Source organism: Actinoalloteichus sp. AHMU CJ021, from assembly GCF_002895405.1.
In the GTDB taxonomy this organism is placed as follows: Bacteria; Actinomycetota; Actinomycetes; order Mycobacteriales; family Pseudonocardiaceae; genus Actinoalloteichus_B; species Actinoalloteichus_B caeruleus.
In genome coordinates this window covers 5,861,448-5,887,674 of the sequence record NZ_CP025990.1, presented here as the reverse complement: position 1 = coordinate 5,887,674, position 26,227 = coordinate 5,861,448, and the positions used below count along the sequence as shown (strand labels likewise).

Sequence of the window (26,227 nt, the reverse complement as noted above, 5' to 3'; positions counted from 1 at the left end):
GTGACCAGGTGCGCGCGGGTTGTCACCGGCAATGGACCCCGTCTCGTCCGGCGCCGGCGGCCAGGGTGCGGCCGCCGGCGGCCGCATCACTTCCGCCAGTACGCGTGGCAGGTCGCATTGGTGTACTCGGTGAGCCGCGCACTCGACACCGCTCCCGGCCCGACCCAGTCCGAGTCCTCCTTGCCGTTCATCGACACCGAAGATCCGTGGGCGACGGTCTGATGCTGGTACTGCGAGTAACAGACCTTCCGCCCGGCGAGGTTCCGCGTGGAACCGTAGCTCCAGATGCCACCGCCGACTTCCTCCACCGCCCGCGCTCCGACGCCGTCGCTGGTGCCGTCGACGACGATCTCGCCCACGCCGGTGTACTCCACCCAGCCGCCGTCAGCCGTCTGCCCTTGCGCGATGATCTGGATGCCGGGCTCCTCGGCGATCAAGTTCGGGCTCTCGGCGGCGGCGGCGCCCGTCGTGAGGACCGTGCCGGCGACGGCGGCGGCGATACCGGTGGCGACCACCATCATGCGCGGAAATCCTCTCGTTCTCCTCGTTCTCCTCGTTCTCCTCGTGTTCGACGGGTTCGTGCAGCCGTTTCGGGCTAGGGAGACCTGAGTCCCGGGCGTCCCGCCGAACGGACGTTGTCGCGGCACCCGCGAGGACCAGACAGCTGAACGAGACGTCGCCAGCTCGGCCCGCGACGGTGCCGTCGGGCACGGTCGTGCGACCGCCGCCTGGGCGTGGGAGAGGAACCGAACCGGTTGGTGCCTCCTGCTGCTCGACTTGCCCACGGTGGCGGAACCCACGCCGGGTGGCGGGTCAGGACCAAGGTCAGTTCGGGAAGTCGGAGGAGCGCCGGCTCCCGTTTCGGCCGTCCGTACGTTCCTCACGTCCGTCCCACCCCTGAACACCCGGTTGACGGTCCGCGCCGCGACGGTGTGGCGGCATGGCCCGGTCACCGACCGCTCCCCCGCCGCACCGACATCTCGATCTCGCCGCGTGGCTGCCGTCCGATTCGGCAGGAAGGGGGACGGGCCGAGAGGAGGCCCACAGCGGCGGGTGACCGGCGTGCCGTGAACTCACCCGAGTCCGGTCCCAGACCGGTGTTGACCGGCTCCACCTCGGACCGGTCCGGGCGACCAGCTCGTGAGGAACCCGTCCTCGCCCGCCCGCCGGGTGTGGCGGGGCTCAGCCGAGGATGCCGTAGTGGTGTCCGACGAGGACGAACGCCACCAGGGCCAGCACGGTGACCGAGTGGTGGCACCGCTCCCCCACGCCCCACCAGCGTCGATACCACGCCGTGGCCACCAGGGCCAGGGAGGCGACGACACCGACGACCAGGACGCCGCCGATCCACGGCAGCAGGGCGAGTGCCAGCGAGTTCCCCAGGAACAGCACCTCGTTGATGGCGGAGCCGTCGACGAGCAGGGCGACCAGCGCCAGGAGTACCCCGATCAGGGCGCATGAGGCGAGCCAGGTGGCCCACCTGCCGGCGCGTGCCACGCGGTTGAGCGCGGGGGGCGTCCGTCGCCGGAGGCGGCGGACGAGGGCGACGGCCGGAAGGCCGAGGGCGGTGGCCAGGGCCAGGAGCGTGGCCACCGCGATGATCAGCAGGTGGGGTTGGGGCGACTCGTACCAGGCGAGGCGTTCGAAGGTGACGATCGGCGCGGAGCCGACCTGTAGGTGGCGGCCGTCCTCACGGAAAGCGAGGCGTTCCGCGCCGTCGTCCTGCTGGAAGAGCCCGGGAGCGATCTGGGTCCATGTCTGGCCGTCGGGGTCGACGTTGTGGGAGAGCGGGCCCTGGGTGCGAAGGCGGCCGTCCTCGGCGAGGGAGATGGTCACCGAGGCGATGAGGGCCTGGACGCCGTGTGGTTCGGTCCGTGATTCCCGGCTGGAGCGGAAGGTGCCGGTGAAGGTGGCCGGTGTGGGAAGGTCGGCGGCCGGCGGGTCCTCGGTTCCTTCGGTGCCGTGGGGGAAGAGCTCGTCGATGATGTTGTTGGCGAGGGTCGTGGTCAGGGTGCTGGCGGCTCCGTCATCGCCGTCGCCGTTGAAGGCGAGGTAGAGGACGGTGTCCTCGGCGGGTACCAGGGTGAGGCTGGTGTGGAATCCGGGGAGGTCGCCTGCCTTGGTGACGAGGCGGCGGCCGTTGTGGTCGCGCAGTTCCCACAGGTGGCCGATGCCGGGCAGGCGCGGGTCGCCGGCCTGTTGTTCCTGCATCTGTCGGGTGGTGTCGGGGGTGAGGAGGGGGTTCTCGGCGTGGGGAAGGTGGGCTCGGCCGAAGGCGAACATGTCGGTGGCGGTGCTGATGGCGCCCGATCCGGTGGGGGTCATTCCGCCCTACTGACCGTAGGTGCGGGTGTGCCCGGTGTCGGTGTTCCGGTAGCCGTGGGCGAGGGTGTCGCTCAGGCGTGGTGGGGTGGGTTGGGCGAAGGTCGTGTTGTCCATGCCCAGCGGTTGGAAGACGTGGGTGTCGAGGTAGTCGGGGAAGGATTGGCCGGTCGCGACCTCGACGACGTGACCGGCCAGGGCGACGGCGTAGTTGTCGTAGGAGACGAGCTCGCCGGGGGGGCGGACGCGGCGGGGCTGGTCGGCGACGTATTCGGCGAGGGGGACGGCGTCCTCTCCGGTGGCGGCGCCGGCGCCGATGAGGGTGGCGTCGAATCCGGCGGTGTGGGTGAGGAGGTGGCGCAGGGTGAGCGGGTGATCCGGGTAGGGGTCGTGGACCGGGGTGTCCGAGAGGTAGTCGTTGACGTCGGTGTCGAGGTCGAGGGTGCCCTGTTCGACCTGTTGGAGTACCGCGGTCGCGGTGATGACCTTCGCGACCGATCCCAGGAAGAACCCGGTGGTCTCGGCGTCGACGGGGGTGTCGGTGGCGAGGTTGGCGGTGCCGTAGCCGGCGGCGATGGTCTGGTGGTTGGGGAGGGAAAGGGCGATGGCGGCGCCGGGGATCTGGTGTTCGTCGAGGGCTGTGGGGATGAGGTCGTCCATGACCGCGGTGGCTCGGTCGGCGTCGGGGGCCGGGTGCGGGTGGGGTTGTGCGGCGGCGGTGGGGGTGAGGAACGTGGCGCACAGGGTCGCGGCCACCAGGGCGGGGGGTAAGCACCTGGTGAGGTGTGGCGTGATCATGGCCGCATCCTCGCCGGAGCCTCTCCCCCGCCGCCGCGCGTGTGCGGTGGTGTCAGGCGGGTCGGTATCGGAGGTAGACGACGCCGGAGCCGAAGACGTGGGAGTCGGCGAGGTGGAGGGCGGTGCGGTGGTCGTGGGTGGGGAAGTACGGGGTGCCGCCGCCGAGGACGACGGGGTGGATGAAGAGGCGGTACTCGTCGATCAGGCCGAGCCGGAAGAAGCTGGCGGCGAGGGTCGCACCCCCGAGGGAGAGGTGTTTGCCCGGCTGATCCTTCAGCCGGGCGATGGTGCCGGGGAGGTCGTCGCGGACGAGGGTGCTGTTGTGGTCGACGGAGTCGAGGGTGCGGGAGAAGACGACCTTGGGTGTGTCGCGCCAGATCCGGGCGTACTCGACGACCTCCGGTGTGGCGTCGGGTTGGGTGGCGGCGGTGGGCCAGTAGGAGGCCATGTCCTCGTAGAGGCGCCGCCCGTAGAGGTGGGTGTCGGTCTCGGCCTCCTGCGCGTTGTGGAACTGGTGGAGTTCGGGGTCGGGAGCGGACCAGTCGATCTGGCCGTCGGTGGTCTGGATGTAGCCGTCGAGGGAGACGGACAGCGAGTAGATGACTTTCCTCATGGTGATGTCGTCCCTTGGTCGTGGTGGCGGGTGGTCTGGGTCCTGCCGGTGTTGACCAGCCGGGGACGGGGAACTGGTCGGTGCGGGTTTGATCCTGCCCCGGGTGGGGGCGGGCTGGCAGGTCGTGCGGGTGGCCGTCGTGGTGTCACCGGGGGTGGTCGGGGAGGCGGAAGAGGGGGAAGAGGGTGGGGTCGAGGAAGGTCACGGCGTGGGTGATGCCGGCGTGGGTGGTGGTGAGGAGCTGGATGGCGAAGGGGGTGAACCGTCCGGTCCGGTGTCGGAGGTAGAGGGCGAAGGCGGGCTGGCCGTTGGCGCGGGTCGGGGTGAGGTGGAGGTCGCCGGGTCCGCCTGGGCAGCGGTGTTGGAGGTGGTGGGCGATGTGGTGTGGCCCCTGGTACCAGACCGGGTGGGGTGGCATCTCCCAGACGGCGTCTTCGGTGAACAGGGTGATGAGGGTGGGGATGTCCTTGGCGGTCATGGCCTCGACGTAGCGGCGGAGGAGATCGCGTTGGTGGGGGGTGGGTGGGTCGGCGGGGTGGTCGGGGTGGCAGTCGAGGTCACGGAGGCGGGTGCGGGCGCGGGTGAGGGCGCTGTTGACGGCGTCGGTGGTGGTTCCGAGGGTGGTGGCGACCTCGGCGGACCGCCAGTGGAGGACGTCGCGGAGGAGGAGGACGGCGCGTTGGCGGGGTGGGAGGTGTTGGAGGGCGGCGGCGAAGGCGAGTCGGACGGTGTCGCGGGTGGCGGTGAGGTCGGCGGGGTCGGGAAGCGGTTCGATCCAGTGCGGGTTTTCGGGGATGGGGAGGTCGGCGTCGGGGTGGGTGGGGGGTTGGCCGAGGCCCAGGGGCAGGGGGCGTCGCGCTCGGGTGGCGAGGGCGGTGAGGCAGACGCGGGTGGCGATGGTGAACAGCCAGGTGCGGAGTGAGCAGCGTCCTTCGAACTGGTCGTGTGCTCGCCAGGCGCGGAGGTAGGTCTCCTGGACGAGGTCCTCGGCGTCGTGGGCGGAGCCGGTCATGCGGTAGCAGTGGGCGAGGAGTTCGCGGTGGTGGGTGGTGGCTCGGGTGATGAGGTCGGTGGGCTGGGTCGGTGGTGCGGTCATGGGTGGTCGGGCTCCCGTGGGTGGTGTCCGGGTGTCGGTGGCACTGTGACCGCTTGCCCTGACAGGTCGTGGGTGTGTCCGGATTCGAGGGTTCGCGAACGTGAAGGTAGCTGGTAGCGTTCGCGCGGACATGGGCTCTCGCGGTGTGTCGGCGGTTCGGGTGGGTTCCCTCGCCCGGGCGAGGCGGTGGCGCCGCCGCTGGGCGGAGGTGGCGGATGAACCTGTACCTGCGGTTGTTGTTGCTGCGGTGGCGGATGCGTCGGCGGCGGCGGTTGAGCGTTTGGGACGTGGCGAGGACCCCGTTCCGGGTGACGGTGGCCGATCTGGACCTGCTGCGGCACATGAACAACGGGAAGTACCTGTCGATCCTCGATCTGGGCCGGATGGATCTGATGGTGCGGTCGGGGTTCTGGGAGAAGCTGGTGCGGGCCGGGTGGTATCCGGTGGTGGCGGGTCAGACGATCACCTACCGCCGTTCGCTGCGGTTGGGGCAGCGGTTCGACCTCTACACGCGCGTGGTGGGTTTCGACGACCGGTGGGCCTACCTGGAGCAGACGTTCTGCGTGGGGCGGACGGTCTACGCGCAGGCGGTCGTGCGCAGCCGGTTCCTGCGGCGGTCCGGGGGTTCGGTGGACCATGACGAACTCGCCGAGCTGGTGGGTGGGTTCCCCGAGCGGCTGCGGGTGCCGGCGTGGATGCGGGAGTGGGCGGAGCACACCCGGGTCGACACCGAGTTCCCTGTCGTCGACGACGCCTGAGGCCGTCGGCCGGGTGGGCTGCCCGGTTCGCCTCTCCCCTCCCCCGCCGCCGGGCTGGTCGGCGCGGGGGGCGGGGTGTGCTGGCCGTGGCCGGCTGGGGTGGCGTGCGTGGTCAGACCCCGGTGACTTCGGAGGGGTCCTCGGTGGGTTCCTGCCGGCTGGGGCTGGTCGGGGCGGGGGTGGCACCGGCCCGGCCGGTGAGTGGTTCGGGGACGGCGGCCAGCAGGGTGCGGGTGTACTCGTGGCGTGGGTCGAGGAGGACCTGTTCCACGGTTCCTTCCTCGACGATGCGTCCCTGGTACATGACGATCACCCGGTCGGCGATGTTCCAGGCCAGGCCGAGGTCGTGGGTGATGACCAGGGTGGACAGGCCGAGGTCGACGCGGAGCCCCAGGAGCAGGGCGAGGATCTCGCCTCGGACGGAGGCGTCGAGGGATGCGACGGGTTCGTCGGCGATGAGCAGCCGGGGGCGGAGGGCGAGGGCGCCGGCGATGACGACCCGCTGGCGTTGGCCGCCGGAGAGTTCGTGGGGCAGTGCGGTGAAGAACTCCTCCGGGGGTCGGAGTTCCGCCTGGCTGAGGGCGTCGGCGACGGCGGTGGTCTCGTCGCCGGGGACGCGGTGGATTCGGAGGCCTTCGGCGACGGCCTCGTAGACGCTGTGGCGGGGGTTGAGCGCGCCGGTGGGGTCCTGGAGGACGAGTTGGGCCTGGCGGCGGTAGGCGCGGAGTGCCCGGGCGGAGCGGGGTAGGCGTCGTCCGTCGAACCGGACTTCGCCGGCGGTGGGTTGTTGGAGTCCGAGCAGTGTCCTGGCCAGGGTGGTCTTCCCGGAACCGGACTGGCCGACCAGGGCGACGATCTCGTCGGGGTGGACGGCGAGGGTGGCGTCGGACACGGCGCGGGTGGTGGTTCCGCCTCGGCTGGGGAAGGTGACGGACACTCCCCTGGCTTCCAGGAGTGGGGGGGTGTCGGGGGTGGTGTCGCGGGGGGTGACCAGGCGGGAGGCGGGGTCGCCGACGGTGGGGAAGGCGTCGGCGAGGGCGATGCTGTGGGGGTGGGTGGGGGTGCGGACGACGTCGGTGGAGGGCCCTTCCTCGACGATGCGCCCCTGGTACATGACCGCGAGGCGTTGGCAGCAGGCGGCGAGTACGGACAGGTCGTGGCTGATCATGAGCAGGCCGAGTTGCCGTTCGGTGACCAGTCGGCTGAGGAGGTCGAGGACCTGGGCCTGGACGATGACGTCGAGGGCGGTGGTGGGTTCGTCGGCGATGATGAGGCGGGGTGAGCAGGCCAGGGCCATCGCGATCATGACGCGTTGGCGTTGGCCGCCGGAGAGTTCGTGGGGGTAGGCGGTGGAGCGGGCGACGGGGAGTTCGACCTGGTCGAGGAGTTCGTTGACGCGGGTGCGGACGGCGGCGGGGGTGGTGGTGGCTCGGTGCAGGCGGAGGGGCTCGGCGATCTGCTCGCCGATGGGGCGGACCGGGTTGAGGGCGTGCATGGCGCCCTGGAAGACCACGGAGGCGCTGGCCCAGCGGACGGCGCGGAGTCGTCCCCAGCTCATCTCGCGGACGTTCTCCCCGTCGAGGAGGATGTCGCCGCCGAGGTGGGCGGATCGGGGTAGGAGGCGGAGCACGGACATGGCCAGGGTGCTCTTCCCGCAGCCGGACTCGCCGGCCAGGCCGAGGGTCTGGCCGGCGTCGACGGTGAGGTCGACGCCGCGGACGGCGGGCACGGTGCCTCGCCGGGACTGGTAGTCGACGGTGACCTGGCGCATGTCCAGTAGTGGTGGCCGTGGCGTGGTGTCGGCACCGTCCTGTTCGTGTGTCGTCATCCTCGTCCACCGTTCCCGCGGCTGCTGCCGACCACGTTGTCCCTCCGTCCGGTGTGGCGTGTGGTGTGTTGGGGGTGCCCGGCCGGGGGTGCGGCGGGCGGTGTGGGGGTCATCGTCCTCGCAGTCTGGGGTTGAGGACGGTCTCGAGTCCTCGCCCGCAGAGGGTGAAGGAGAGGACGACGCAGACGATGCCCAGGCCGGGGGGCAGCAGGTACCACCAGGCGCCGTTGGTGACGGCGCCGGAGTCCATCGCGAACTTGAGCATCGAGCCCCAGGAGATCTGGGTGGGGTCGCCGAGTCCGAGGAAGGACAGGGTGGATTCGGCGATGACGGCGCTGGCCACGGCCAGGGTGGTATTGGCGAAGACGAGGGGGAGGACGCCGGGCAGGATGTGCTTGGCGATCAGGTGGCCGTGGCCGGCGCCCAGGGCGGTGGACCGTTCGATGTAGGGGCGGGCCTGGACGGTGAGGGTCTGGGCGCGGACGAGGCGTGCCGTGGTGGGCCAGGCGGTCAGGCCGATGGCCAGGACGATGGTGCCGACTCCCCGGGAGAGCACGGTCGACAGGGCGATGGCCAGGACCAGGGAGGGCAGGACGAGGAAGAAGTCGGTGAAGCGCAGCAGGACGGCGGAGAGCCAGCCGCCGAAGTGGGCGGAGACGATGCCGACGAAGGTGCCGATGAACACCGAGAGCAGGGTGGCGGCCAGGCCGACGAGCAGGGAGACCCGGGCTCCCCACCAGGTCAGCAGGAGCACGGAGCGGCCGTTCTCGTCGGTGCCCAGCCAGAACTCGCCGCTGGGTGGGGCCAGCGCCGGGTTGGACATGGTGTTGATGACGCCCAGTTGGGACTCGTCGGTGAGCACGGGTGCGAGAACGGCCAGTGCGACGATGGTGAGCAGGACGGCCAGGCCGGCGACGGCGCCGCGCTGGGCGCGGAAGGACCGCCAGCCGGTGCGCAGGGCGCGGGCTCGGCGTTGCCAGGTGAGGGCCCGGGTGCTGGTGGGAGTGGTCATGCGGCACGCACCCTGGGGTCGAGGAACCGGTAGACGACGTCGGCGAGGACGTTCATGACGATGACCGTTCCGGCCAGGACGATGAAGGTGCCCTGCATGAGGGGCAGGTCGGGGTACTCGAGGGCGTTGACCATGAGGTAGCCCAGGCCGGGCCAGGAGAAGACGGTTTCGACCATGATGGCTCCGGAGACGACCAGGCCCAGGTGGAGGAAGATGAGGGTCACCGAGGGCAGCAGGGCGTTGGGGACGGCGTGGCGTCGGCGGACGAGGTCCTCGCGGAGTCCCTTGGCGCGGGCGGTGGTGAGGTAGTCGGAGCCCATCTCCTCCAGCAGGGAGGACCTCATGACCATCTGGTACTGGGCGAAGATGACGGCGACCATGGTCAGGCAGGGCAGGACGAGGTGGTGGGCGACGTCGAGGACCTGGGGGAGGAGCCCGGGGGGCGGGTCGATGGAGCGGATGCCTCCGGTGGGGAACAGCCCGGGCAGGGGGCCGACGCCGACGGCGAAGACCATGAGCACGATGAGGCCGAGCCAGAAGGTGGGCACGGACCACAGGGTGAGGGCCACGCCGGTGGCGGTGCGGTCGAAGCGGCTGCCGTGGCGCCAGGCGCTGCGGACGCCGAGCCACAGTCCGAGGAGGATGGCCAGGACGGTGGCGGTGCCGGCGAGCAGGATGGTGGGGCCCAGTCGTTCGAGGATGATGTCGCCGACGGGGCGGCCGTAGCGGAAGGAGTCGCCGAAGTCGCCTTGGAGGAGGCCGCCGAGGTAGTCGAGGAACTGCCGCCAGAGGGGGTCGGACAGGCCGAGGCGTTCGCGGAGTTCGGCGATCTGTTCGGCGGTGACCTCCCGGCCGGCGGTCATGGTCTGCACCGGGTCGCCGGGCAGCATCCGGAACAGGAAGAACCCGAGGAGGACGACCAGCAGGAGGCTGGTCAGGGCTCCGGCGAGTTTGCTGGCGAGGTAGCGGGCCAGCCCGCCTCGGGCTGGCCGCTGCTCCTCCCCCGCCTCCTCGGTGAGTTGGTTCCCGGGTGTCAGCAGGTCACTCACCGGTTCACTCCCGGTCGTCGGCGGAGGCGCGGCGACGGCGGGTGACGAACCAGCCCGCGGCCACGGCGATGATCACGACGGCGGCTCCGCCGGAGAGCAGCAGGCCGGTGCTGGTGCCGGAGGCGGAGGCGTTGGGGTTGGTGGCCGGGGTGGCTCCGTAGTAGCCCCAGTAGCCGAGCTGTTCGCGGATGACGCCGCTGTCGGCGGGTTGGTATCCGAAGTCGGTGAACCGGTCGGACCGGTAGGCCTCCAGGGCGTTCTCGTAGTAGAGCATGATCGTGGCGGACTGCTCGTGGATGACCCGCTGCATCTGGTGGATCAGTTCGGTGCGGGTCTCGCGGTCGAACTCGGCGAGTTGCTGGGCGTGGAGTTCGTCGAACTCCTCGTGGCAGAAGAAGCTTTCGGTGGTGCCGCCGGTGCCGGCGGCGGAGGGCCGCTGGTCGCAGGTTTGGATGGACAGCACGTAGTTGGGGTCGGGGTTGACCGCCCAGCTGCTGAGGGCGATGTCGAACTCGCCGGCCTTCTGGAGTTCGTTCATCCGGTTGCCGGACATGATCTCGAGGTCGACCTCGATGCCGATCTCGGCGAGCCAGTCGCGGACGAACTGGCCGGCCTGGGTGTCGGCGTTGCGGTCGCTGCGGCCGTAGAGGCGGAAGCTGAGGCGGTCGCCGTCCTCGGTGACGCGGATGCCGTCGGGGCCTCGTTCGTAGCCGGCGCTGTCGAGTTGGGCGTTGGCGGCGCCGGGGTCGAAGTTCCAGGCCTGGTCGTCCTCGGGCTGCCAGTGCAGGTCGGCGAAGATGGGGGGCACGTACCCGGTTCCGGGTTCGCCGTAGCCGCCGAGGACGCGGTCGACGAGGACGTCGCGGTCGAGGGCTCGCGCGATGGCCTGGCGGACGGCGATGTCCTGGAGGGCGGGGTGCCCGTTGCCCAGGGGGTCCCCGTCGGCGGTGGCGGCTCCGGCGTTGACGGAGAGCATGTAGAACCGGCGGCCCTGGGCCTGGTTGACCTCGATGTCGTCCTCGCCGCTGAGGGCGTCGAACTGGGCGGGGGTGAGCCGGTTGATGAGGTCGACCTCGCCCTTGCGCAGTGCCTGCACGGCGGCGTCGGAGTTGCGGTAGAAGCGGAACTGGAGTTCGTCGATCTCGGCGGGTCCGCGCCAGTAGTCGGGGTTGGCTTCGAGGCGGACGAACTCCTCGGCGCGGTACTCGGTGATCAGGAAGGGGCCGTTGCCCACGACGGGCATGGTGTCGTTGCCGTAGCCGGCGATCTCGTCGACCTGGGACCAGATGTGCTCGGGGACGATGGGCACGTCCAGGGAGAGCATCGTGGCCTGGGGTTCGGTGGTGGTGATGACCAGGGTGGTCGGGTCGGGTGCCTCGACGGACTCGAAGGTGGAGACGTAGCTGCCGTTGGCGGTGCGCGCGTCGGGGTCGTCCATCATGAGGTTGAAGGTGAACGCGATGTCGTCGGCGGTCACCGGTTCCCCGTCGGACCAGGTGATGTCGTCCCGGATGGTGTAGGTCCAGGTGAGGTCGTCGTCGGAGGTGTCCCAGGATTCGGCGAGGGCCCCGGTGGGGGTCATGTCCTCGGCGCTGGGCATGGTGAGGGACTCGTAGGTCAGGCGCATGAGTTCGGTCGAGGACGCCATGATCGCCTCGAACGGGTTGAGCGTGTCGATGCTCTGGGTGACGCCGAGCCGCAGCACGGTGCGGTCGCCGGTGTCGTCCTGCGCGTCGGCCTGGGGCGCGCCCAGGGGTGCGACGGCCGGGGCGGTGGTCACCGCCAGCATTCCCGCCGCGACCCCGACAGCCCACTTTCTCATACTCATGCCGTACCGTCCCCTATCCGCTGAGTGAAGAGAAGAAACCACTAGAGACAGTGGGAAGTCAACGACTGTCGCCCAGGTGTAGCCAGACGTAACCTGATCGTCTGTACTTCGCCGTGGTGGGCTGCGGGCCGCCCGGTCGGGGCCCAGCCTGGGCGCAGGGCGACCGGCAGGAAGGCGGCGGGCGAGTGGATCCGGCGGAACTGTGCGCGCGACTCATCCGGTTCGACACGAGCAACCGGGGTGGTGGTGACGCCGAGGGTGAGCGGGAGGCGGCGGAGTTCGTCGCGGGGCTGCTGACCGATGTGGGGTACGCGCCGGTGGTGTTGGAGTCGGCGCCGCGGCGGAGCAACGTGGTGGTGCGGGTGCCGGGTGAGGACCGGGACGCGCCGGGGTTGTTGGTGCACGGGCATCTGGACGTGGTGCCGGCTGATCCGGTGTTGTGGTCGGTGGACCCCTTCGCCGGGGAGATCCGGGATGGGTTCGTGTGGGGTCGTGGCGCGGTGGACATGAAGGACATGTGCGCGATGGTGGTGTCGGTGTTGGCGGGGTGGGCGCGGGAGGGTCGGCGGCCGCGGCGGGACGTGGTGGTGGCGTTCGTGGCCGATGAGGAGGACAACGGCGAGTTCGGCGCGGGCTGGTTGGTGAAGAACCACGCCCAGTTGTTCGAGGGGTGCGCGGCGGGGATCAGTGAGAGCGGCGGTGTCAGCCATGAGGTGGAGGGGGTGCGGTTGTACCCGGTGGGGACGGCCGAGCGGGGTACGGCGCACATGCGGGTGACGGCGAGTGGGCGGGCCGGGCACGGGTCGCGGCGCAACGAGGAGAACGCGGTGCGCCGGTTGGTGGCGGCGGTGCACCGGGTGGCGGAGTACGAGTGGCCGGTCCAGCTGACGCCGACGGTGCGGGAGTTCCTGGTGCGCACGTCGTCGGCGTTGGGGGTGCGGTGCGATCTGGGGGATGTGCCGGGCACGGTGGAGCGGTTGGGGGCGGCGGGGGCGTTGGTGGCCTCGACGGTGCGCAACAGCGTGACGCCGACGGTGTTGTCGGCGGGGTACAAGGTGAACGTGATCCCCTCGACGGCGGTGGCCGAGTTGGACGCGCGGGCGTTGCCGGGGTCGGGGGATGACCTGTTGGCGACGGTCGACCGTTTGTTGGGGCCGGGGGTGAGCCGGGAGCAGTTGGTGTACAACCCGGCGGTGGAGTCTCCGGTGGACTCCCCGTGGTTCGAGTCGATGGCGGCGGCGTTGCGGGCGGAGGACCCGGAGGCGGTGGTGGTTCCGTACTGCCTGGGTGGGGGTACGGACGCGAAGGCGTTCGCGAGGTTGGGGATTCACGGGTACGGGTTCTCGCCGCTGCGGGTACCCGAGGCCGGGTACGACTACCGGGCCATGGCGCACGGGGTGGACGAACGGGTGCCGGTGGCGGGCTTGGAGTTCGGGGTGCGTGTTCTGGACCGGTTCCTCCTGGGGTGTTGACCGTCGTCGTACGCAGGTGGGGGGCGGGGAGCACGCCGAACGGTGGAATTCGGTGCGGTGGGGGTGGGTGTCGCGTTCCCGTGCCCGGGGGTGATCACTAGGGTGGCCGGGTGCGCATCCTGATCTCGGCCGACATGGAAGGTGCCACCGGCGTCACGTGGACCGATGACGTGGTTCCGGGCACTGAGCAGTGGCAGCGGTTCCGGGCGATGTTCACCGGGGACGTGAACGCCTGCGTGGAGGGCCTGTTCGCCGGTGGCGCCGTTGACGTGCTGGTCAACGAGGCGCATTCCTCGCAGCGGAACCTGCTGTTGGAGTCGTTGGACGTGCGGGCCCGGTTGCTGACGGGGCGGCACAAGCCGCTGTCGATGATGCAGGGCGTGGACTCCGGGGTGGACGGGGTGGTGTTCCTCGGCTACCACGCGGCCGCCGGGGTGGATGGGGTGTTGGCGCACACCTATCTGGAGAACTCGATCACCGGGGTCTGGTTGGACGGGGTGCTCGCCAGTGAGGGCCGGTTGAACGCGGCGCTGGCCGCCGAGCACGGGGTTCCGGTGCTCGCGGTCACCGGGGACGACCTGACCTGCCAGGACGCCGCCGAGTACGCGCCGGGTGCTGAGGTGGCGGTGGTGAAGGAGTGCGTGAGCCGGTATGCGGCGATCTGCCTGCCGCCGGCGCGGGCGGCGGAGGTCGTGCGGGCCGCGGCGGAGGCCGGGATGGGCCGGGCGGGGCGGGGTGAGCCGGCGCCGGCCGCGCATCGCGTCGAGGTCGAGTTCGACGCGGCGCACCTGGCCGCGGCCGCGGCGGTGGTGCCGACGGTGGAGCAGGTGTCGGTGCGGCGGGTGGGGTTCACCGCCGAGTCGATGACCGAGGCGATGAAGTGCTTCAAGGTGGTGACGGCGATCGCCTCGGGGGCGGTGCAGGGCATCTACGGGTGAGCGCGAGCCCTGGTGGCGTGCCGTCCGGGGCCCGCTCCCCCATGCCGGCGGGGTCGGCGAGGTGGGTCACCGCCGGTGGTGGCGGTGCCCGATCAGCAGGTGGACCCGGCCGCCGGCGGTTCTGCTGGCCCAGTGCCGGAAGGAATCCAGGTCGGTCTCCGGGACGTCCACCTCGAACTCGGCGTGGTCCTGGTAGGTGACGGTGCGCAGATCCCCGCTGGTCTGGCGGATCTCGTGTTCGAGCAGGCCGGCGTCGGCGTAGTCGGCGCGCAGCTGGCATCGCAGGTAGGGGCGGAGTACGGCGGTCCCGGCGAGGTCGAGGGTCTGGGACACCGCCTGTCCGTAGGCGCGGACCAGGCCGCCGGCGCCCAGGCGGATGCCGCCGAAGTAGCGGGTCACCACCGCGACGGTGTTGGTCATGCCGCGTCGCAGGAGTACGTCGAGCATGGGGACGCCGGCGGTTCCGCCGGGTTCTCCGTCGTCGCTGGAGCGTTGGATCTCCCGGTGTGACCCGAGGACGTAGGCGACGCAGTGGTGGTTGGCCTTGGGGTGGGCGGTGCGCTGGTCGGTGACCAGGCCGCGGGCGGTGGTTTCGTCGGTGGCCTCGGCGACCAGGCAACGGAACCGGGAGCGGCGGATCTCGAGTTCGTGCACGTGGGGGTGGGCCACGGTCAGCAGGGGGTCGGGGTTGGGCACGGTGCCGTTTCCTCCCTCTGGCCGCTGGGGCGGTCCGGGTGCCGGGGTGGGTGGTCGTGTCGGGTGGGCGGTGGTGACTCTAACCCGGTCGTGTCCGGTGCGGCCGGTGTCGGGGTTGTCGCGGGCCGCCGGTGGGGGCTGCTCGGGTGGGGTGTGATCAGTCGTGGGCGGGGGTGTCCGCGCGCGGTGGGTGAGTGGGTTCCCGCTCGGCGAGGAGCCGGTCGAGGTGGCGTTCGGCGCGTTCGGCGCGGGTGAGGGCCTGGTCGCGGATCGCTTCGAGGGCGGCGAGGCGTTCGGCGGCGAGGTCACGGGCCTGGTTGGCGGCGTCGGTGGCGGCCCGTTGCCGCTCGGCCAGGAGCTGGTTGAGCTGGTCGATCTCCTGGGTGTGGTGTTCGCGGAGCCGCGTGGTCTCCTCCCGGGCGCGGGAGAGTTCGGCGCGCAGTTCGTCGACCTGGCGTTCGGCGTGTCGGGTCAGGGTGTCGGCGCGTTCGGCGCGGACCGCGGCCTGTTCCCGCAGTTCCCGTTCGGCGCTGATGTCCTCGGCGGCGGCGCGGCGGATGGCGTCGATGTCCTGCGCCGCCTGCCGGCGGGCGGCCTCGGTGAGGCGAACGGCCTGGTCGCGGGCTTGTTCGATGCTGTCGGTGGCCTCGCGGCGTGCGGCGGCGATCGCGACCTCGGCTTCGGTGCGGGCGACTTCCGCCTGTTCCTGGGCCAGGCGGGTGTCCCGTTCGGCGGCGCGGAGCGCGGTGTCGCGTTCGGCGAGTGCGGTGGTGCGTTCGGTTTCGGCGGCTTCCGCGGCGGCGATGGCGTCCTCGGTGGCCTGTTCGGCGGCGCGGCGGGCGTCGTCGGCGTCGCGGCGCTGTCGTTGGGCGACGAGGAGCGCCGTCTCGGCCTCGGCGATCCGGCGGGCGCCTTCGGCCTGGATCTGCTGGATCTGTTCCTGGCTGGCGGCGGGGTCGGAGATGGTGGACAGTTCGCTGACGGCGCCGGCGAGGACCTTGGACAGTTGGTGGGACAGGGTGCGGAACTCGTCGAGCAGGTCCGCTGCCCTCTCGGTGGCGGCGGTGACCGGTCCAGCGGGTTTCGTCACGGTGACGTTGGCGGGGGTGGGTTCCTGGCGTCGTTGCCGTTCCCGCCAGGCCCGCCACCGGGTGTGGTCGGGGCGGTCGCAGTACTCGGAGGGCCGTCCGGGGCCGGGGGCCCGGAACACCGGACGTCCGCAGTCGGGGTAGTTGCAGGTGCCGGTGGGCTGGGGCAGGGCGCTGCTGGTCGTCGTGGGGTGCTCGGGTGGCTGGTGTTCCCCCGGGGCTGGCGCGTCGGGTGCGGTGTCGGAGTGCGGAGGCGGGGCGTCGTCGGACACCGCAGTATCTTGGCATTCCCGGTTGGGGGGCGGCGGGAGGTGCGCCGGTCGGTCGCGGTGCCCGCCCGGGACGCGGGTGCCCGGCGGCAGCGGTGCGTCCGGGGCCGGTGCGCCGAGGCGCCTGGCGTCGACGGGCGGGGTGGGGATCAGCCGGGGGTGGGCGGTGTGGGCTCGGGGGCGGCGGTGGCGGCGGCGACCAGGTGAGCGGGGTCGCGGGTCACCGAGAGGGCGACGTGGTCGTAGAGCTGGGTCACGGCGGCGGAGGAGTGGCCGAGCGCGTCACGGCGGTCCTCCAGGGCGGCTCCGCGTTCCCGGGCGATGGTGTTGAAGGCGTGGCGCATGGAGTGCGGGGTGATGCGGTCGGGCATGGGGACCCCTGCTTCGGCGGCCAGGCGTTGCACCAGCCGGTAAATCTGGTGGCGGTTGACGCGCTGGCCTTCGACGGTGGCCAGGAGCGGGGCGGTGACACCGGCGGTGCGGCGAGTGGCCAGGTAGGAGTCGAGCAGGGGCGTCAGCTGGGCGGGGATCGGTCGGGTGCGGATCTTGCCGCCCTTCATGCGGATGCTCAGGGTGCGCAGCCCGTCGCGGTGCCCCAGGTCCCCCAGGTTGGCGTTGCACAGTTCGGACACGCGGATGCCCAGGTCGATGAGCAGCACCATCGCCAGTGCGGCGCCCTGGGTGCCGAGGGTGCGGTGGGTGTGGCGGCGGCTGACGTTGATCATCTCGGCGGCCTGCCGTTCGGTGACGGTGGAGGTCGGCGAGTGGCGGCGGTCGTACCGGGGGCGGGCGGCGTCCCGGGCGGGGTTGGCGTCGATCGCCCCGGCGCGGACGAGGAAGGTGTACCAGCTGGAGACCGCGGCCAGTTTCCTGGCGCGGGTGGAGGCGGCGAAGGGGCGGCCGGTGCGGGGGTTGAGCGCGGCGGCGAGTTCGGTGGCGTACATCTGCACTTCGGGCAGGCGCGTGGTGAGGGGGTCGAGGCTCCGGGCCGCGCACCAGGACAGGTACTCCCGCAGGTCCCGGCCGTAGGCGGCGCGGGTGTCGTGGGATTCGGTGAAGGAACCGAGCCAGGCGGAGACGAGCGCGGCGACGCTGTGCCCGGTGCGCGCGGTGGCGGTGAGGATCAACGTCGAGTCACCGCCGAGCCCGGAGCTGGTGACGACCTGCGCCGTCCCGCCGGCGATCGTGGTCGTCCTCGGGGTGCCGGGTTCGTGGTGTGCCAGTCGCATGCCGGGACCGTCCCTTCCTCTCCCCTGATCATTCTGGCAGTTCGGCGGAGCGCGGGGGCCGCGTGTGCCGGTCCGGGGCGGGGTGTCGGATGGCCCGTTCCGGACCGTCGCCGGGCGGTGTTCGGGCGGTGGCGAGGCAGCTCCCCCGCCGCCGGGCCCCATCGCTGGGCGCGGCTGCGGATACGAAGCCGCGCGGTGGGGACGGTGCGGCGGGGTCCGGGGGCGGGACAGGGGTGTCCGGGATGGCGGCGCGGGGTCTGACGTCGGTCCCACGGGAGCCGATCGGCAGCACGGGCGGGCTGCCCGCGTCGCCGACCGGGCGCGCCCGCGCCGGCTCGGGTCAGGAGCGCGGATTCGGCGGGGCCTGTCGTGGTGGCACCTCGACTCCGGGCCGGGTGAGGGTATCTCCCCGTCGCCTGTCCCGGCCCCGCCGTCCGGATCACCAGGGGACGCCGTCGTCGTCGACGACACCACCCCGGGGTCCGTCGTCGGGGAGGGGGGCGAGCCGGAGAGGGATCGCGGCGCCCTGCTCGGGGGTCCGGGGCGCGTTGACACCGGTGAAGTCGGTCCCCGAGTAGCCGGGACAGCAGGCGTTCACGATGACGGGGGTCGGCGGGCGTTCTCACTCAGGCGCGATTCCCGCCGGAGACCACCGGGAGTCGGTGGAGCGGATGCTGTTCGGGTCGCCCGAGCGGCCGTCTCCCCCGCCGGCGTGCGGCGGCAGCGGGATGACACCGTCGACAGCCGCCGAGGACCGCGAGATCATCGGGTGGCGTGCCCGGGGCCCCCGGGTCCACGGGAGAAGGAAGGACCACCGCGTTGCCGAGCCAGAAGGAACGCATGCTCGCCGGGGAGCCCTACCTCGCTGACGACGTCGAGCTCGACGCCGACCGCCGCCGGGCCGCGAACCTGTCCCACCGGTACAACACCGCGCACCCCGGCGAGGACGCCCTGCGCCGGACGATCCTGGAGGAGCTGCTCGGCGCGGTCGGGGACGGGGTGGAGATCCGACCTCCGTTGGGCCTGGACTACGGGTACCAGGTGACGATCGGCGCGGGGACCTTCATCAACTTCGGTGTCGTCCTGCTCGACGTCGCGCGCATCTCGATCGGATCCGACACGCAGATCGGCCCCAACGTGCAGCTGTTGACCCCGACGCACCCGCTGGACCCGGTGCGGCGGCGCGCGCGGTGGGAGTCGGCGGAACCGATCACGATCGGGGACAACGTGTGGCTCGGGGGCGGGGTGATCGTCTGCCCGGGGGTGACGATCGGGGAGAACACGGTGGTCGGCGCGGGCGCGGTGGTGACCAGGGATCTGCCGGCGAACGTGGTGGCGGTGGGCAACCCCGCCCGGGTGATCCGGTCCCTGGAGCCCGGGGCGACCCCGTCGGGCTGATCGTCGATCGCCGGTCGGGTCTCCGCCAGGGTCGTCGGGTTCCTCGGCGCGCCCCGGCGGGGTCGGGGCCCCCGGCACATGTCTGCCCGGTCCGCCGCGGGCAGGCGGGGCCGCCGCCGATCGTGGGCGGTGTGCCGGCAGCGTGCCAGCGGGGACGGAGGGCCGGCGGGTCCGGAGTCATGCCCACTGGTCGAGGACGGCCATGGCGGTCGGCATCCGGGGTGGCGCGGTCCATCGGGTCGGGCCCGTCCACGGACGTGGCCGAGCTCCGGCGCACCACGGGCCTCCGGACTGCCCGCACCCGTCGGGCGGCCCCCGGCCGGCGCGTCCATCCCGCTCAGTCCGCGACGTGCACCGACAGGCCCGACCGGCCCGCCGCGAGGTGGGGGCGCAGGACCAGGCGGTCGTCGTAGTCGCCCCCGTTCTGGGTGCGGTAGGCGATCGGGTCGGTGTCGGCGAGGGTCGACACCGCTGCCCGCACCCGCCGCGCCGCCACCCCGTAGTCCTCCTCGGAGAGGCGGTCCGCGCCGTGGACCGCCACCGGCGGCAGCGCCGACATCCCCGTGTACCAGAGGGTTCCGTGCAGCAGCGGGAACAACACGTGGTCGAGTTGACCGTTGATGCCCCGGGGTCCGAAGGTGGGTTCCGGTCCGCCGACCGTCACCACCGTCAGTGCCCGCTTGCCCGACAACCGTCCCTGCCCGTAGCGCAGGGTGCGCCCCGAGGAACCGTTCTCCCGGACGCCGTAGGCGTAGCCCTTGACGAACACCCGGTCGAACCAGCCCTTGAGGATGGCGGGCATGCCGTACCACCAGAGCGGGAACTGGAACACGACCGCGTCCGCCCAGTCGAGTTTCTCCTGCTCCGCCAGGATGTCCTCGCTCAACGTGCCGCCCTGGTAGCCCCGCCGGGAGGCCTGGGTGATCACCAACCGGTCCGTCGGGGCCTCCCCGGGGAAGTCCTCCCGGTCCACCACGGCCTTCCACCCCATCGCGTAGAGGTCGGACACGCGGTGGTCGTGCCCGTCCTCGGTGAGCGCCGCGAGGCCCTCGTCCCGCAGGGCGGCGCTGAGCGAGGCGGGTTCGGGGTGAGCGAAGACCCACAACACCTTCATCGGTCATCTCCTGTCTCGACGTGCGTCCATCCGCCAGCGAGAATGGTCGGCGGCCGAGGGTGGGACAAGCGGTCCACCGGCCAGAGTGGGAAGGATTCGGGCCATCGTCACCACTGCCGCCGCGTCGGAACCGATCCGCGTCGCGGTGTTCGTCCGCCACGGCGTGATGCCCCTCGAGTTGGGTGCCGTGCACCAGCTGTTCCGGCAGGCCCGCTCCCCCACCGGAGACCCGTTGTACGAGGTGGTGACCTGCGCGGCCGTTCCGGGGTTCCTGCGCAGCGACGCGGATTTCGAGGTGCGGGTCGAGCACGGCCCCGAGGCGGTGGCCCGTTGCGACACGCTGATCGTTCCCGCCTCCCACGAGGAGGATGAGCGGCTGGAGCCGGCCGCGCTGGCCGCGGCCTACGGTCCGGTGCTGTCGCGGGCCCGTCCTGGGACGCGCATCGCCTCGGTCTGCACCGGGGCGTTCCTGCTCGCCGCCGTCGGACTGCTCGAGGGCAGGGTCGCCACCACCCACTGGAAGTCGGCGGCGCACCTGCGGCGCGTGTACCCGGGGGTGCGGGTGGACGAGAACGTGCTCTACACCGACAACGGCGACGTGCTGACCGCCGCCGGCGAGGCCGCCGGCATCGACCTGTGCCTGCACATGATCCGCTCCGACCACGGGGCGTCGGTCGCCAACGAGGTCGCCAGGGCCACCGTGGTGCCGCCGCACCGGGAAGGAGGCCAGGCGCAGTTCGTGCCCAACCCCGTCACCCGGCCGGCGGCGGGTGGGACCGGGCCGGCGCGGGAGTGGGCGCTGGACCACCTCGCTGATCCCCTGGCCCTGTCCGATCTCGCGGCGCGGGTGTCGATGAGTGTGCGGACGTTCACCCGCAGGTTCCGACTGGAGGTGGGGACCTCACCGTCGCGGTGGCTGACGCGGCAGCGCGTCGAACGCGCCCGTGAACTGTTGGAACGCACCGACCTTCCGGTGGAGGCGGTGGCCAGGGCGGTGGGGCTGGGAACGGCGCCGGCGCTGCGCCACCACCTGCGGGCGGTGGTGGGCGTCTCGCCCGACGCCTACCGCCGCACCTTCCGGGGGAGTTGAGGGGGTGTGGTCCCGGGCGGGGCGCGTTCGGTGCCTGCCGCTCCATGCGGGTGAGGGCCGGTGCCGACAGTTCGTCTCGCACGGCGAGCGCGTGTTCCCACCCCTCCCACGGCCACGTGATCGGGCGCGTCGTCGCGATCGGTGCTCGGGTGAGCACAGGGTGTTTTCCCCGAAACCCCTCGGGACGCACCGGGCGGATGACACGCTGTGAATCGCTCCTGTCACCAGCGCAGGATCGGTCACTTCTCCACGAGGAGGTCACGTGCGCGATTTTCGCCCCACTCGCAGGACTCTGTTCAAAGCCGTGGGTGGTGTCACCGCGGCGGTGGCCCTTGGCGCGGGGGGCACGGTGGCCTCGGCCGCCGCGTCACCCGTGGCGCGTCACGGGCTGACCGTCGTGGAACGCGGCGAGGACGACCCCCGCATGTGGTACTACCGGTTCGCCACCGACGCGATCGGGTGGAACCCGGCGGTCAACGTCCTGTTGCCCGAGGACTACCACACCAGCGGTCGCACCTACCCCGTGCTCTACCTGCTGCACGGTGGCGGCCTGGACCAGGACTTCATCAGCTTCGACCGGGAGGGGATCCGGGAGCTGACCCGGGGCAAGCCGATCATCGTCGTGATGCCCGACGGCGGGCACGCCGGGTGGTACTCCAATCCGGTCAGTTCGCTCACCGGTCCTCGGAACTGGGAGGACTTCCACATCCACCAGCTCCTCCCCTGGATCGACGCGCACTTCCGCACCTACGCCGAGTACGACGGGCGTGGGGTCGCCGGGTTCTCGATGGGCGGGTTCGGGGCCCTGAAGTACGCGGCGAAGTACTTCGGGCACTTCGCGTCGGTGAGCTCCCACTCCGGTCCGGCGAGCCTGCGTCGGGATAGCCGGGCTGGTGGTGCACTGGGCCAACCTGTCCTCGGGTGCGTTGGACCTGGCCGGCGGGACCGTGTACGGCGTGCCGTGGGACGAGGCACGGGTCAGCGCGGACAACCCGGTCGAACGCGTGGAGAGCTACCGGGGCAAGCGGGTTTTCCTGGTGGCGGGGAGCAGCCCTGACCCGGTGAACTGGTTCGACACCGTCAACGAGGGTCAGGTGCTCGCCGGGCAACGGGAGTTCCGCGCCGTGTTGGATGGTGCTGGTATCCCGCACGAGGCGCATGAGGCGCCGGGTGGGCACTTCTTCCGCCATGACATGTTCACCCGTGACCTCGAGGGCATCCTGGCGCGGCTGCGCCGGGCCTGACCGCGCGTGTCCCGCCCTGGCCGTCGCGGGCGCCGGTCGGAGGTGGCGCTCCGGCCCCGGGGTGGGATCCGGGGTGGGGCGCGCCGTCGGGTTTCCTCGCCGTGGTCGGTCCCCGGTCACGTGCCTCGTGCCTCCGGGGTGACCTGGCTGGCCCGGGCGGCGGCGTGGAACGCGGCGAGCGCCGCCTCCACCGCCGGTTGCTCCCCGGAGGCGTGCCGGGTCACCGCGATGATGGGACGCACGGGCTCGGGGTGGCGCACCGCGCGGACGACCACGCCGGGGTGGGGGCCGTGCAGGGCGAGGGCGGGTACCAGCGCCACGCCGAGCCCCGCGGCGACGAAACCCTGGGCGGTGGCGTAGTCCACACCGTCCACCACCGGGGACGGCGTGAACCCGGCCGCGGCGCAGGCGGTGAGCACGACGTCCCGGCACGGGCCGGGCGGTTCGGCGCCCACCCAGGGTTCGTGGGCGAGTTCGGAGAGGGGCACCGCGTCCCGGGTGGCCAGTCGGTGGCCGGGTGGGAGCACGAGCCGGTAGGGGTCGTCGGCCAGCGGCACCAGGTGGGGTGGGGTGCCGCTCCACCCGGCGGACCGGACGGCCACCCCGAGGTCGGCCTCGCCCCGCAGCACTTCGGGCACGGGGTCCGCACTGGTCCGGAGCGTGACGCCGATCCCGGGGTGGGTGGACCGCAGTCGCGCCAGTGCTGGTGCCACCAGGTTCGCCCCGGCCGTGGCGACGTAGGGGATCGTCAGGCTGCCGGTGCGGCCGGCGCGGAGGTCGGCCAACGCGGCCTCGGCTTCGGAGATCCCCTTCCCGATCGTCGCCGCGTGCTCGGCGAGGAGCCGGCCGGCGGCGGTGGGGCGCACTCCCCGGCCCACGCGTTCCAGCAGAGCGGAGCCCGTTTCCCGTTCCAGGGTCCCGATCTGCTGGCTCACGGCGGAGGGGGTGTAACCCAGGTTCGTGGCGGCCGAGGTGATCGACCCGGTGGTGATCACGGCACGCAACGTCTGGAGGCGACGAACGTCCAACATGTAGCTCAGCTTACGCGTTCCTGTTGAACCTTTCGCTTGTCCTTACGTATGTGGCGGGGCAGGCTTCAACGGGACAGGACGTGGTCGAGTCGAGGAGGTCGGCGGTGCTGGGCGAAACCAGGGGCGTGGCGGGGCGGATGGTCGTGCTCGCCCTGCTGTGGGGTTCCGCGTTCCTCTGGGTCGACCTGGCGTTGGCGGGCGGCATGACCCCACCCTTGATCGCCACGCTGCGCAGCGCGTTGGGCGCGGTGGTGCTCCTGCTCCTGGCCGGGCTGGCCCGGCAACGGCTGCCCCGCGACCTGGCCACCTGGGGTCGGGTCACGGTCGCGGCGTTGTGGTGCAACGCGGTGCCCTTCCTGCTGATCGCCGTGGGCCAGCGGACCGTGGATTCGGGGACGGCCGGGGTGGTGAACGCCACGACCCCGTTGTGGTCCCTGCTGCTCGGACTGGTCCTGGGGATGGAACGCCGCCCCCACCCCCTGCGGCTGACGGGCCTGCTCGTCGGTTTCGCGGGAACGGTGGTGCTGCTCGCCCCGTGGCGGCAACCGGTGGACATCGGCCTCGGCGCGATCGCCCTGCTCGGCGCGGCGATCAGCTACGCGGTCGCCTTCACCTACATGGCCCGCCACCTCACCGGCACCGGCTCGGGCCCGCTGGCCCTCTCGGCGGCGCAGCTCCTCGCGGCCACCGGGCTGAGCATCCCCCTGCTGCTGGTGGACGGCCTGCCCGCGTCCCCGCCGTCGGTGACCGCGACGGGCTGGGCCGCGGTGGTGGCACTGGGCGTGCTGAGCACGGGGCTCACCTTCTACCTGAACTTCCGGCTCATCGGGGACGTCGGCGCCACGACCACGGCCAGTGTCGGGTACCTCCTCCCGGTGGTCTCGGTGTCCCTGGGGGCGGTGGTGCTCTCCGAGGTGGTGGACGTCCGCGTCGTGCTCGGGATGGTGGTCGTGCTGGTGGGGGTGGCCCTGACCCGGCGGCACGCGCCGCCGCGGGCGCACGCCACGAGGTCGCGCGCGGGGTCGAGCGGGTCGTCGTGATCCTGGCCGGCCGCTGGGGCCGCGTGGCGCGGTCACCCCGAGCCGTGGGCGGCGGGCTCGCCCCCACGGTCATCCGGTCTCATCACCCGCGCGCGTCCGCCGGGCCCTGGGTGGGGTGGGAGAGGGGGAGGTCTCGGTCGCCCCGGGAATCTCCCCGGTCGCGGCGATCCGCTCGGCGAGGTCGCGAATCTTGACGTTGCGATGTTGGGACTGTGTCCTGATCAAGGCGAACGCCTGGTCCTCGGTCATCTTGTAGCGTTCCATGACGATGCCGAGCGCTTCACCGATGTGCTGACGGGTACCGATGGCCGAGTGCAGTTGTGCCCCCAGCCGGGCGGAGGAGAAGGCGACGGCAGCGTGGGAGGCCAGAATCCAGCCCACCAACTCGGAGCGCTCGGTGAACATGTTCGGCCGGGGGGAGTAGAGGTCCAGCGAGCCGAGTTCGTCGTCGTCGGTGTACAGCAGGAAGCCCATCATGCTGCCCACACCCAGCTCCTGGGCCCAAGGGGCGTAGCGCGGCCACCGCTGCTGCTCACTGGTCATATCCGCGATGCGGTAGACCTGCTCGCGGTGCTTCGCCGCGTCCAGACAGGGGCCTTCGTCCAGCTCGGCCTGGATCCGGTCGGACCGCCGGACCAGGTCATCGGTGGCGGCCAGCGTCCGCACCTGCCGTGGCCGGTCCTCGCCGTGGCCCACACGCAGGGTGAGGATCCCGGCGTGTTCGCAGCCGTCCACCAGGTCCACCGCGTGTTCGACGACGCGGTTCAGTGTGTCCTGCACGGTGTTCTCCGCCAGCAGGCTCCGCGCCATGTGCGCCAGCGCGACCGCCAGCTCCTCCTCACGCTCGGTACTCATCGCGCACTCCTTCCTCCGGGACGGTGCCGGCACCTGTGGCCCCGATCGACCCGGTCGAATCCTCGACATGGGTCCGCGAGTGCCGTACGGTCAATGGTGGCTGGTTGAGCAGCAGCTGGCAGAGCCCGAGAGGCCCGCGACTGCATATGTTCCCGCCGTTTCGAACCCGTCGGTGATGCCGTCACGGTGTATCTCCTCGGCCACCGCGCCCACCCGTAGGTGAGCACGGTGGACGGCTCCTCCTCCACGTTGAACAGGAGACCGACGATGCCGCTACGCCCGCACCAGCGCGACGACGTCCATCCCCCTTCGCCCGGCGGCAACCCTGACCGGCCGCGGTCGACCTCCGCCGCGCCGCGACCGCATCTGGACGTGACCGATCAGGCAGTCGCGGTACTCACCGTCTCCGGCGACCTCGACTCGGCTGTGACTCCGCGATTGGCGGATCTGATGTGGCAGCGGTTGCTCGCCACGCCGAGCCGGCTCGTCGTCGACCTCAGGAAGGTCAGTTTCCTGGGTGTGGACGCTCTGCGACTGCTGGTGTGCGCGCACCGCTACGCCACGCACCGGGGCACCACGCTGTGCCTGGTCGACGGCACCCCTGCCGTGAACCGGGCACTGACGGCCGCCGGCCTGCACCACACCGTGCCCTGCTTCGGCAGTGTGGAGGCCGCCCGCGCCATGCCCTGACGCCACACCCACCACTTCGGGCCGGGTGGCAGGCCTTGAGCGCGGCCGACAACGCGGCCCCGGGGGAACGGGGCCGCTACCCCGGGAGGTCGCCGTGCCCGCGTCACACGCCAACCTCCCGACCCATCCCATCCCTCGGTCGACCCCGGATGAACCGCTCCGATGACGCGGGGCCCTGGGGGAGACAACACCCCGCGCGCCCCTCCGGGGCGACGCGGCGGCATGACGAACGAGCCGGAAGGACTTTCGCAGTGCACACACGCCACATCGCCCCGGACCTGGTCAGCGGCTGGCAGATCACCAACGCCGAAGGACAGCAGACCGCTCGCGTCGGTGGGAGCAGGCAGGACGCCCTCAATCGCGCGCACCGGCAGCTCAGCGTCGACGGCGGCGGGTACGTCACCGTCGAGGAGGACGAAGCCTAGGTCTCCCCCTCCCACTCCGGGTCGAAGGGTCGTGAGGAAAGCTCGTACCGGTGCTCGGGACCCCGCCCTGGTCGCACGAGACCCCGTGCCCAACGCCGGGCCGTCACCCACCCGGCCGCACCGAGGTCACCTCGCCGGCAGGGGGCCGGTACTCGGCACCCTGCCGCCCGGGTATCGCGGCCCCACCGCCGTCTCCGCCGCGCCCGGCGTTCTTGACCCGCGACCGGGGGCCCGGACCAGGTGGGGCACCAGGCACGCTGGCCGTGGGTACACCGCGCATCCCCGGTTCAACCCGCCTGCGCGATGTGCTGACCACCACTGGTTCCGAAGCGCGCCCGGCCTCG

26 protein-coding genes are annotated in these 26,227 nt (G+C 71.9%); 10 read left to right on the top strand and 16 right to left on the bottom strand.

Going from position 1 to position 26,227, the window contains the following annotated elements; genetic code table 11:
- Positions 1-86: 86 nt before the first annotated feature.
- From C1701_RS24740 to C1701_RS24720, 5 genes are all read right to left on the bottom strand, one after another.
- Complete coding sequence (locus tag C1701_RS24740; RefSeq protein ID WP_103056721.1) at positions 87-521, bottom strand: lactococcin 972 family bacteriocin; 435 nt, start codon at positions 519-521, stop codon at positions 87-89.
- A gap of 661 nt (positions 522-1,182) precedes the next feature.
- Positions 1,183-2,325, bottom strand: a complete 1,143-nt coding sequence (locus C1701_RS24735) for a serine hydrolase (RefSeq protein WP_103056720.1) — start codon at positions 2,323-2,325, stop codon at positions 1,183-1,185.
- Positions 2,326-2,331: 6 nt separating this feature from the next.
- The gene (locus tag C1701_RS24730) at positions 2,332-3,120 is read right to left on the bottom strand and encodes a serine hydrolase domain-containing protein (RefSeq protein ID WP_103056719.1); all 789 of its coding nucleotides are present in this window, start codon (positions 3,118-3,120) and stop codon (positions 2,332-2,334) included.
- A 52-nt stretch (positions 3,121-3,172) separates the two neighbouring features.
- Positions 3,173-3,733 (bottom strand): dihydrofolate reductase family protein, encoded by a 561-nt coding sequence (locus C1701_RS24725; RefSeq protein ID WP_026418024.1) that lies wholly within the window; start codon positions 3,731-3,733, stop codon positions 3,173-3,175.
- A 145-nt stretch (positions 3,734-3,878) separates the two neighbouring features.
- Complete coding sequence (locus C1701_RS24720) at positions 3,879-4,829, bottom strand: sigma-70 family RNA polymerase sigma factor (protein WP_030228334.1); 951 nt, start codon at positions 4,827-4,829, stop codon at positions 3,879-3,881.
- Positions 4,830-5,044: 215 nt separating this feature from the next.
- Between C1701_RS24720 and C1701_RS24715 the strand changes: the two genes are divergently transcribed.
- Entirely contained in the window at positions 5,045-5,587 is a 543-nt protein-coding gene (locus C1701_RS24715) for an acyl-CoA thioesterase (RefSeq protein WP_026418026.1), read from the top strand.
- A 112-nt stretch (positions 5,588-5,699) separates the two neighbouring features.
- Here C1701_RS24715 and C1701_RS24710 read toward each other — a convergent pair whose 3' ends face one another.
- From C1701_RS24710 to C1701_RS24695, 4 genes are all read right to left on the bottom strand, one after another.
- Positions 5,700-7,415 carry a dipeptide ABC transporter ATP-binding protein gene (locus tag C1701_RS24710; protein WP_030228331.1) on the bottom strand — a complete coding sequence of 572 codons (1,716 nt, stop codon included), beginning with the start codon at positions 7,413-7,415 and terminating at the stop codon, positions 5,700-5,702.
- A gap of 109 nt (positions 7,416-7,524) precedes the next feature.
- A complete protein-coding gene (locus C1701_RS24705) occupies positions 7,525-8,427 on the bottom strand; it encodes an ABC transporter permease (protein WP_103056718.1) in 903 nt (300 codons plus the stop codon).
- The gene (locus tag C1701_RS24700) at positions 8,424-9,476 is read right to left on the bottom strand and encodes an ABC transporter permease (protein ID WP_026418028.1); all 1,053 of its coding nucleotides are present in this window, start codon (positions 9,474-9,476) and stop codon (positions 8,424-8,426) included. Before C1701_RS24700 ends, C1701_RS24705 begins: the two co-directional genes overlap by 4 nt.
- 4 nt (positions 9,477-9,480) lie before the next feature.
- On the bottom strand, positions 9,481-11,304 hold the full coding sequence (locus C1701_RS24695) for an ABC transporter substrate-binding protein (RefSeq protein WP_245588728.1): 1,824 nt from the start codon (positions 11,302-11,304) through the stop codon (positions 9,481-9,483).
- A 185-nt stretch (positions 11,305-11,489) separates the two neighbouring features.
- Here C1701_RS24695 and C1701_RS24690 point away from each other — a divergent pair, with 185 nt between their 5' ends.
- Positions 11,490-12,776, top strand: a complete 1,287-nt coding sequence (locus C1701_RS24690) for a M20/M25/M40 family metallo-hydrolase (RefSeq protein WP_026418030.1) — start codon at positions 11,490-11,492, stop codon at positions 12,774-12,776.
- A gap of 110 nt (positions 12,777-12,886) precedes the next feature.
- Positions 12,887-13,714 carry a M55 family metallopeptidase gene (locus C1701_RS24685; protein WP_026418031.1) on the top strand — a complete coding sequence of 276 codons (828 nt, stop codon included), beginning with the start codon at positions 12,887-12,889 and terminating at the stop codon, positions 13,712-13,714.
- A gap of 66 nt (positions 13,715-13,780) precedes the next feature.
- Here the strand turns inward: C1701_RS24685 and C1701_RS24680 are convergent, their stop codons facing one another.
- The 4 genes from C1701_RS24680 to C1701_RS24665 all read right to left on the bottom strand — a co-directional run bounded on the left by C1701_RS24680 (position 13,781) and on the right by C1701_RS24665 (position 17,594).
- The gene (locus C1701_RS24680) at positions 13,781-14,410 is read right to left on the bottom strand and encodes a YigZ family protein (RefSeq protein ID WP_051313685.1); all 630 of its coding nucleotides are present in this window, start codon (positions 14,408-14,410) and stop codon (positions 13,781-13,783) included.
- Between the two features lie 157 nt (positions 14,411-14,567).
- On the bottom strand, positions 14,568-15,770 hold the full coding sequence (locus C1701_RS24675) for an ATP synthase F0 subunit B (RefSeq protein WP_337661941.1): 1,203 nt from the start codon (positions 15,768-15,770) through the stop codon (positions 14,568-14,570).
- 146 nt (positions 15,771-15,916) lie between these two features.
- A complete protein-coding gene (locus tag C1701_RS24670; RefSeq protein ID WP_103056717.1) occupies positions 15,917-16,996 on the bottom strand; it encodes a tyrosine-type recombinase/integrase in 1,080 nt (359 codons plus the stop codon).
- A gap of 439 nt (positions 16,997-17,435) precedes the next feature.
- Positions 17,436-17,594 carry a hypothetical protein gene (locus C1701_RS24665; RefSeq protein ID WP_417853764.1) on the bottom strand — a complete coding sequence of 53 codons (159 nt, stop codon included), beginning with the start codon at positions 17,592-17,594 and terminating at the stop codon, positions 17,436-17,438.
- Between the two features lie 221 nt (positions 17,595-17,815).
- On the opposite strand from C1701_RS24665, the gene C1701_RS24660 reads away from it, so the two are divergent.
- A complete protein-coding gene (locus tag C1701_RS24660; RefSeq protein WP_026418034.1) occupies positions 17,816-18,394 on the top strand; it encodes a sugar O-acetyltransferase in 579 nt (192 codons plus the stop codon).
- 337 nt (positions 18,395-18,731) lie between these two features.
- On the opposite strand, the gene C1701_RS24655 is transcribed toward C1701_RS24660, so the two are convergent.
- Positions 18,732-19,508, bottom strand: a complete 777-nt coding sequence (locus tag C1701_RS24655; protein WP_103056716.1) for an NAD(P)H-dependent oxidoreductase — start codon at positions 19,506-19,508, stop codon at positions 18,732-18,734.
- A gap of 166 nt (positions 19,509-19,674) precedes the next feature.
- Here C1701_RS24655 and C1701_RS24650 point away from each other — a divergent pair, with 166 nt between their 5' ends.
- The 3 genes from C1701_RS24650 (at position 19,675) to C1701_RS27865 (ending at position 21,842) form a co-directional block, all read left to right on the top strand.
- On the top strand, positions 19,675-20,598 hold the full coding sequence (locus tag C1701_RS24650; RefSeq protein WP_051313765.1) for a helix-turn-helix domain-containing protein: 924 nt from the start codon (positions 19,675-19,677) through the stop codon (positions 20,596-20,598).
- A 304-nt stretch (positions 20,599-20,902) separates the two neighbouring features.
- Entirely contained in the window at positions 20,903-21,655 is a 753-nt protein-coding gene (locus C1701_RS24645) for an alpha/beta hydrolase (RefSeq protein ID WP_337661940.1), read from the top strand.
- On the top strand, positions 21,546-21,842 hold the full coding sequence (locus C1701_RS27865) for an alpha/beta hydrolase-fold protein (RefSeq protein ID WP_337661939.1): 297 nt from the start codon (positions 21,546-21,548) through the stop codon (positions 21,840-21,842). The genes C1701_RS24645 and C1701_RS27865 overlap by 110 nt, the downstream gene beginning before the upstream one ends.
- A gap of 116 nt (positions 21,843-21,958) precedes the next feature.
- On the opposite strand, the gene C1701_RS24640 is transcribed toward C1701_RS27865, so the two are convergent.
- Positions 21,959-22,873: a LysR family transcriptional regulator gene (locus C1701_RS24640; protein WP_026418038.1), complete on the bottom strand. Its 915-nt coding sequence runs from the start codon at positions 22,871-22,873 to the stop codon at positions 21,959-21,961.
- Positions 22,874-23,010: 137 nt separating this feature from the next.
- Here C1701_RS24640 and C1701_RS24635 point away from each other — a divergent pair, with 137 nt between their 5' ends.
- A complete protein-coding gene (locus C1701_RS24635) occupies positions 23,011-23,913 on the top strand; it encodes a DMT family transporter (protein WP_035291711.1) in 903 nt (300 codons plus the stop codon).
- A gap of 69 nt (positions 23,914-23,982) precedes the next feature.
- On the opposite strand, the gene C1701_RS24630 is transcribed toward C1701_RS24635, so the two are convergent.
- Positions 23,983-24,768: a GAF and ANTAR domain-containing protein gene (locus C1701_RS24630; protein ID WP_103056715.1), complete on the bottom strand. Its 786-nt coding sequence runs from the start codon at positions 24,766-24,768 to the stop codon at positions 23,983-23,985.
- A gap of 372 nt (positions 24,769-25,140) precedes the next feature.
- On the opposite strand from C1701_RS24630, the gene C1701_RS24625 reads away from it, so the two are divergent.
- Positions 25,141-25,458, top strand: coding sequence for an STAS domain-containing protein (locus C1701_RS24625; RefSeq protein WP_245588730.1), 318 nt, complete (start codon positions 25,141-25,143; stop codon positions 25,456-25,458).
- A 251-nt stretch (positions 25,459-25,709) separates the two neighbouring features.
- The gene (locus C1701_RS27860) at positions 25,710-25,883 is read left to right on the top strand and encodes a hypothetical protein (RefSeq protein ID WP_169731683.1); all 174 of its coding nucleotides are present in this window, start codon (positions 25,710-25,712) and stop codon (positions 25,881-25,883) included.
- Positions 25,884-26,227 lie beyond the last annotated feature (344 nt).

Coding starts and splice junctions, on each gene's coding strand:
- C1701_RS24740 (WP_103056721.1), bottom strand. CDS start 521: ATGATGGTGGTCGCCACCGGTATCGCCGCCGCCGTCGCCGGCACGGTC.
- C1701_RS24735 (WP_103056720.1), bottom strand. CDS start 2,325: ATGACCCCCACCGGATCGGGCGCCATCAGCACCGCCACCGACATGTTC.
- C1701_RS24730 (WP_103056719.1), bottom strand. CDS start 3,120: ATGATCACGCCACACCTCACCAGGTGCTTACCCCCCGCCCTGGTGGCC.
- C1701_RS24725 (WP_026418024.1), bottom strand. CDS start 3,733: ATGAGGAAAGTCATCTACTCGCTGTCCGTCTCCCTCGACGGCTACATC.
- C1701_RS24720 (WP_030228334.1), bottom strand. CDS start 4,829: ATGACCGCACCACCGACCCAGCCCACCGACCTCATCACCCGAGCCACC.
- C1701_RS24715 (WP_026418026.1), top strand. CDS start 5,045: ATGAACCTGTACCTGCGGTTGTTGTTGCTGCGGTGGCGGATGCGTCGG.
- C1701_RS24710 (WP_030228331.1), bottom strand. CDS start 7,415: ATGACGACACACGAACAGGACGGTGCCGACACCACGCCACGGCCACCA.
- C1701_RS24705 (WP_103056718.1), bottom strand. CDS start 8,427: ATGACCACTCCCACCAGCACCCGGGCCCTCACCTGGCAACGCCGAGCC.
- C1701_RS24695 (WP_245588728.1), bottom strand. CDS start 11,304: ATGAGTATGAGAAAGTGGGCTGTCGGGGTCGCGGCGGGAATGCTGGCG.
- C1701_RS24670 (WP_103056717.1), bottom strand. CDS start 16,996: ATGCGACTGGCACACCACGAACCCGGCACCCCGAGGACGACCACGATC.
- C1701_RS24655 (WP_103056716.1), bottom strand. CDS start 19,508: ATGAAGGTGTTGTGGGTCTTCGCTCACCCCGAACCCGCCTCGCTCAGC.
- C1701_RS24650 (WP_051313765.1), top strand. CDS start 19,675: ATGCCCCTCGAGTTGGGTGCCGTGCACCAGCTGTTCCGGCAGGCCCGC.
- C1701_RS24640 (WP_026418038.1), bottom strand. CDS start 22,873: ATGTTGGACGTTCGTCGCCTCCAGACGTTGCGTGCCGTGATCACCACC.
- C1701_RS24635 (WP_035291711.1), top strand. CDS start 23,011: ATGGTCGTGCTCGCCCTGCTGTGGGGTTCCGCGTTCCTCTGGGTCGAC.
- C1701_RS24630 (WP_103056715.1), bottom strand. CDS start 24,768: ATGAGTACCGAGCGTGAGGAGGAGCTGGCGGTCGCGCTGGCGCACATG.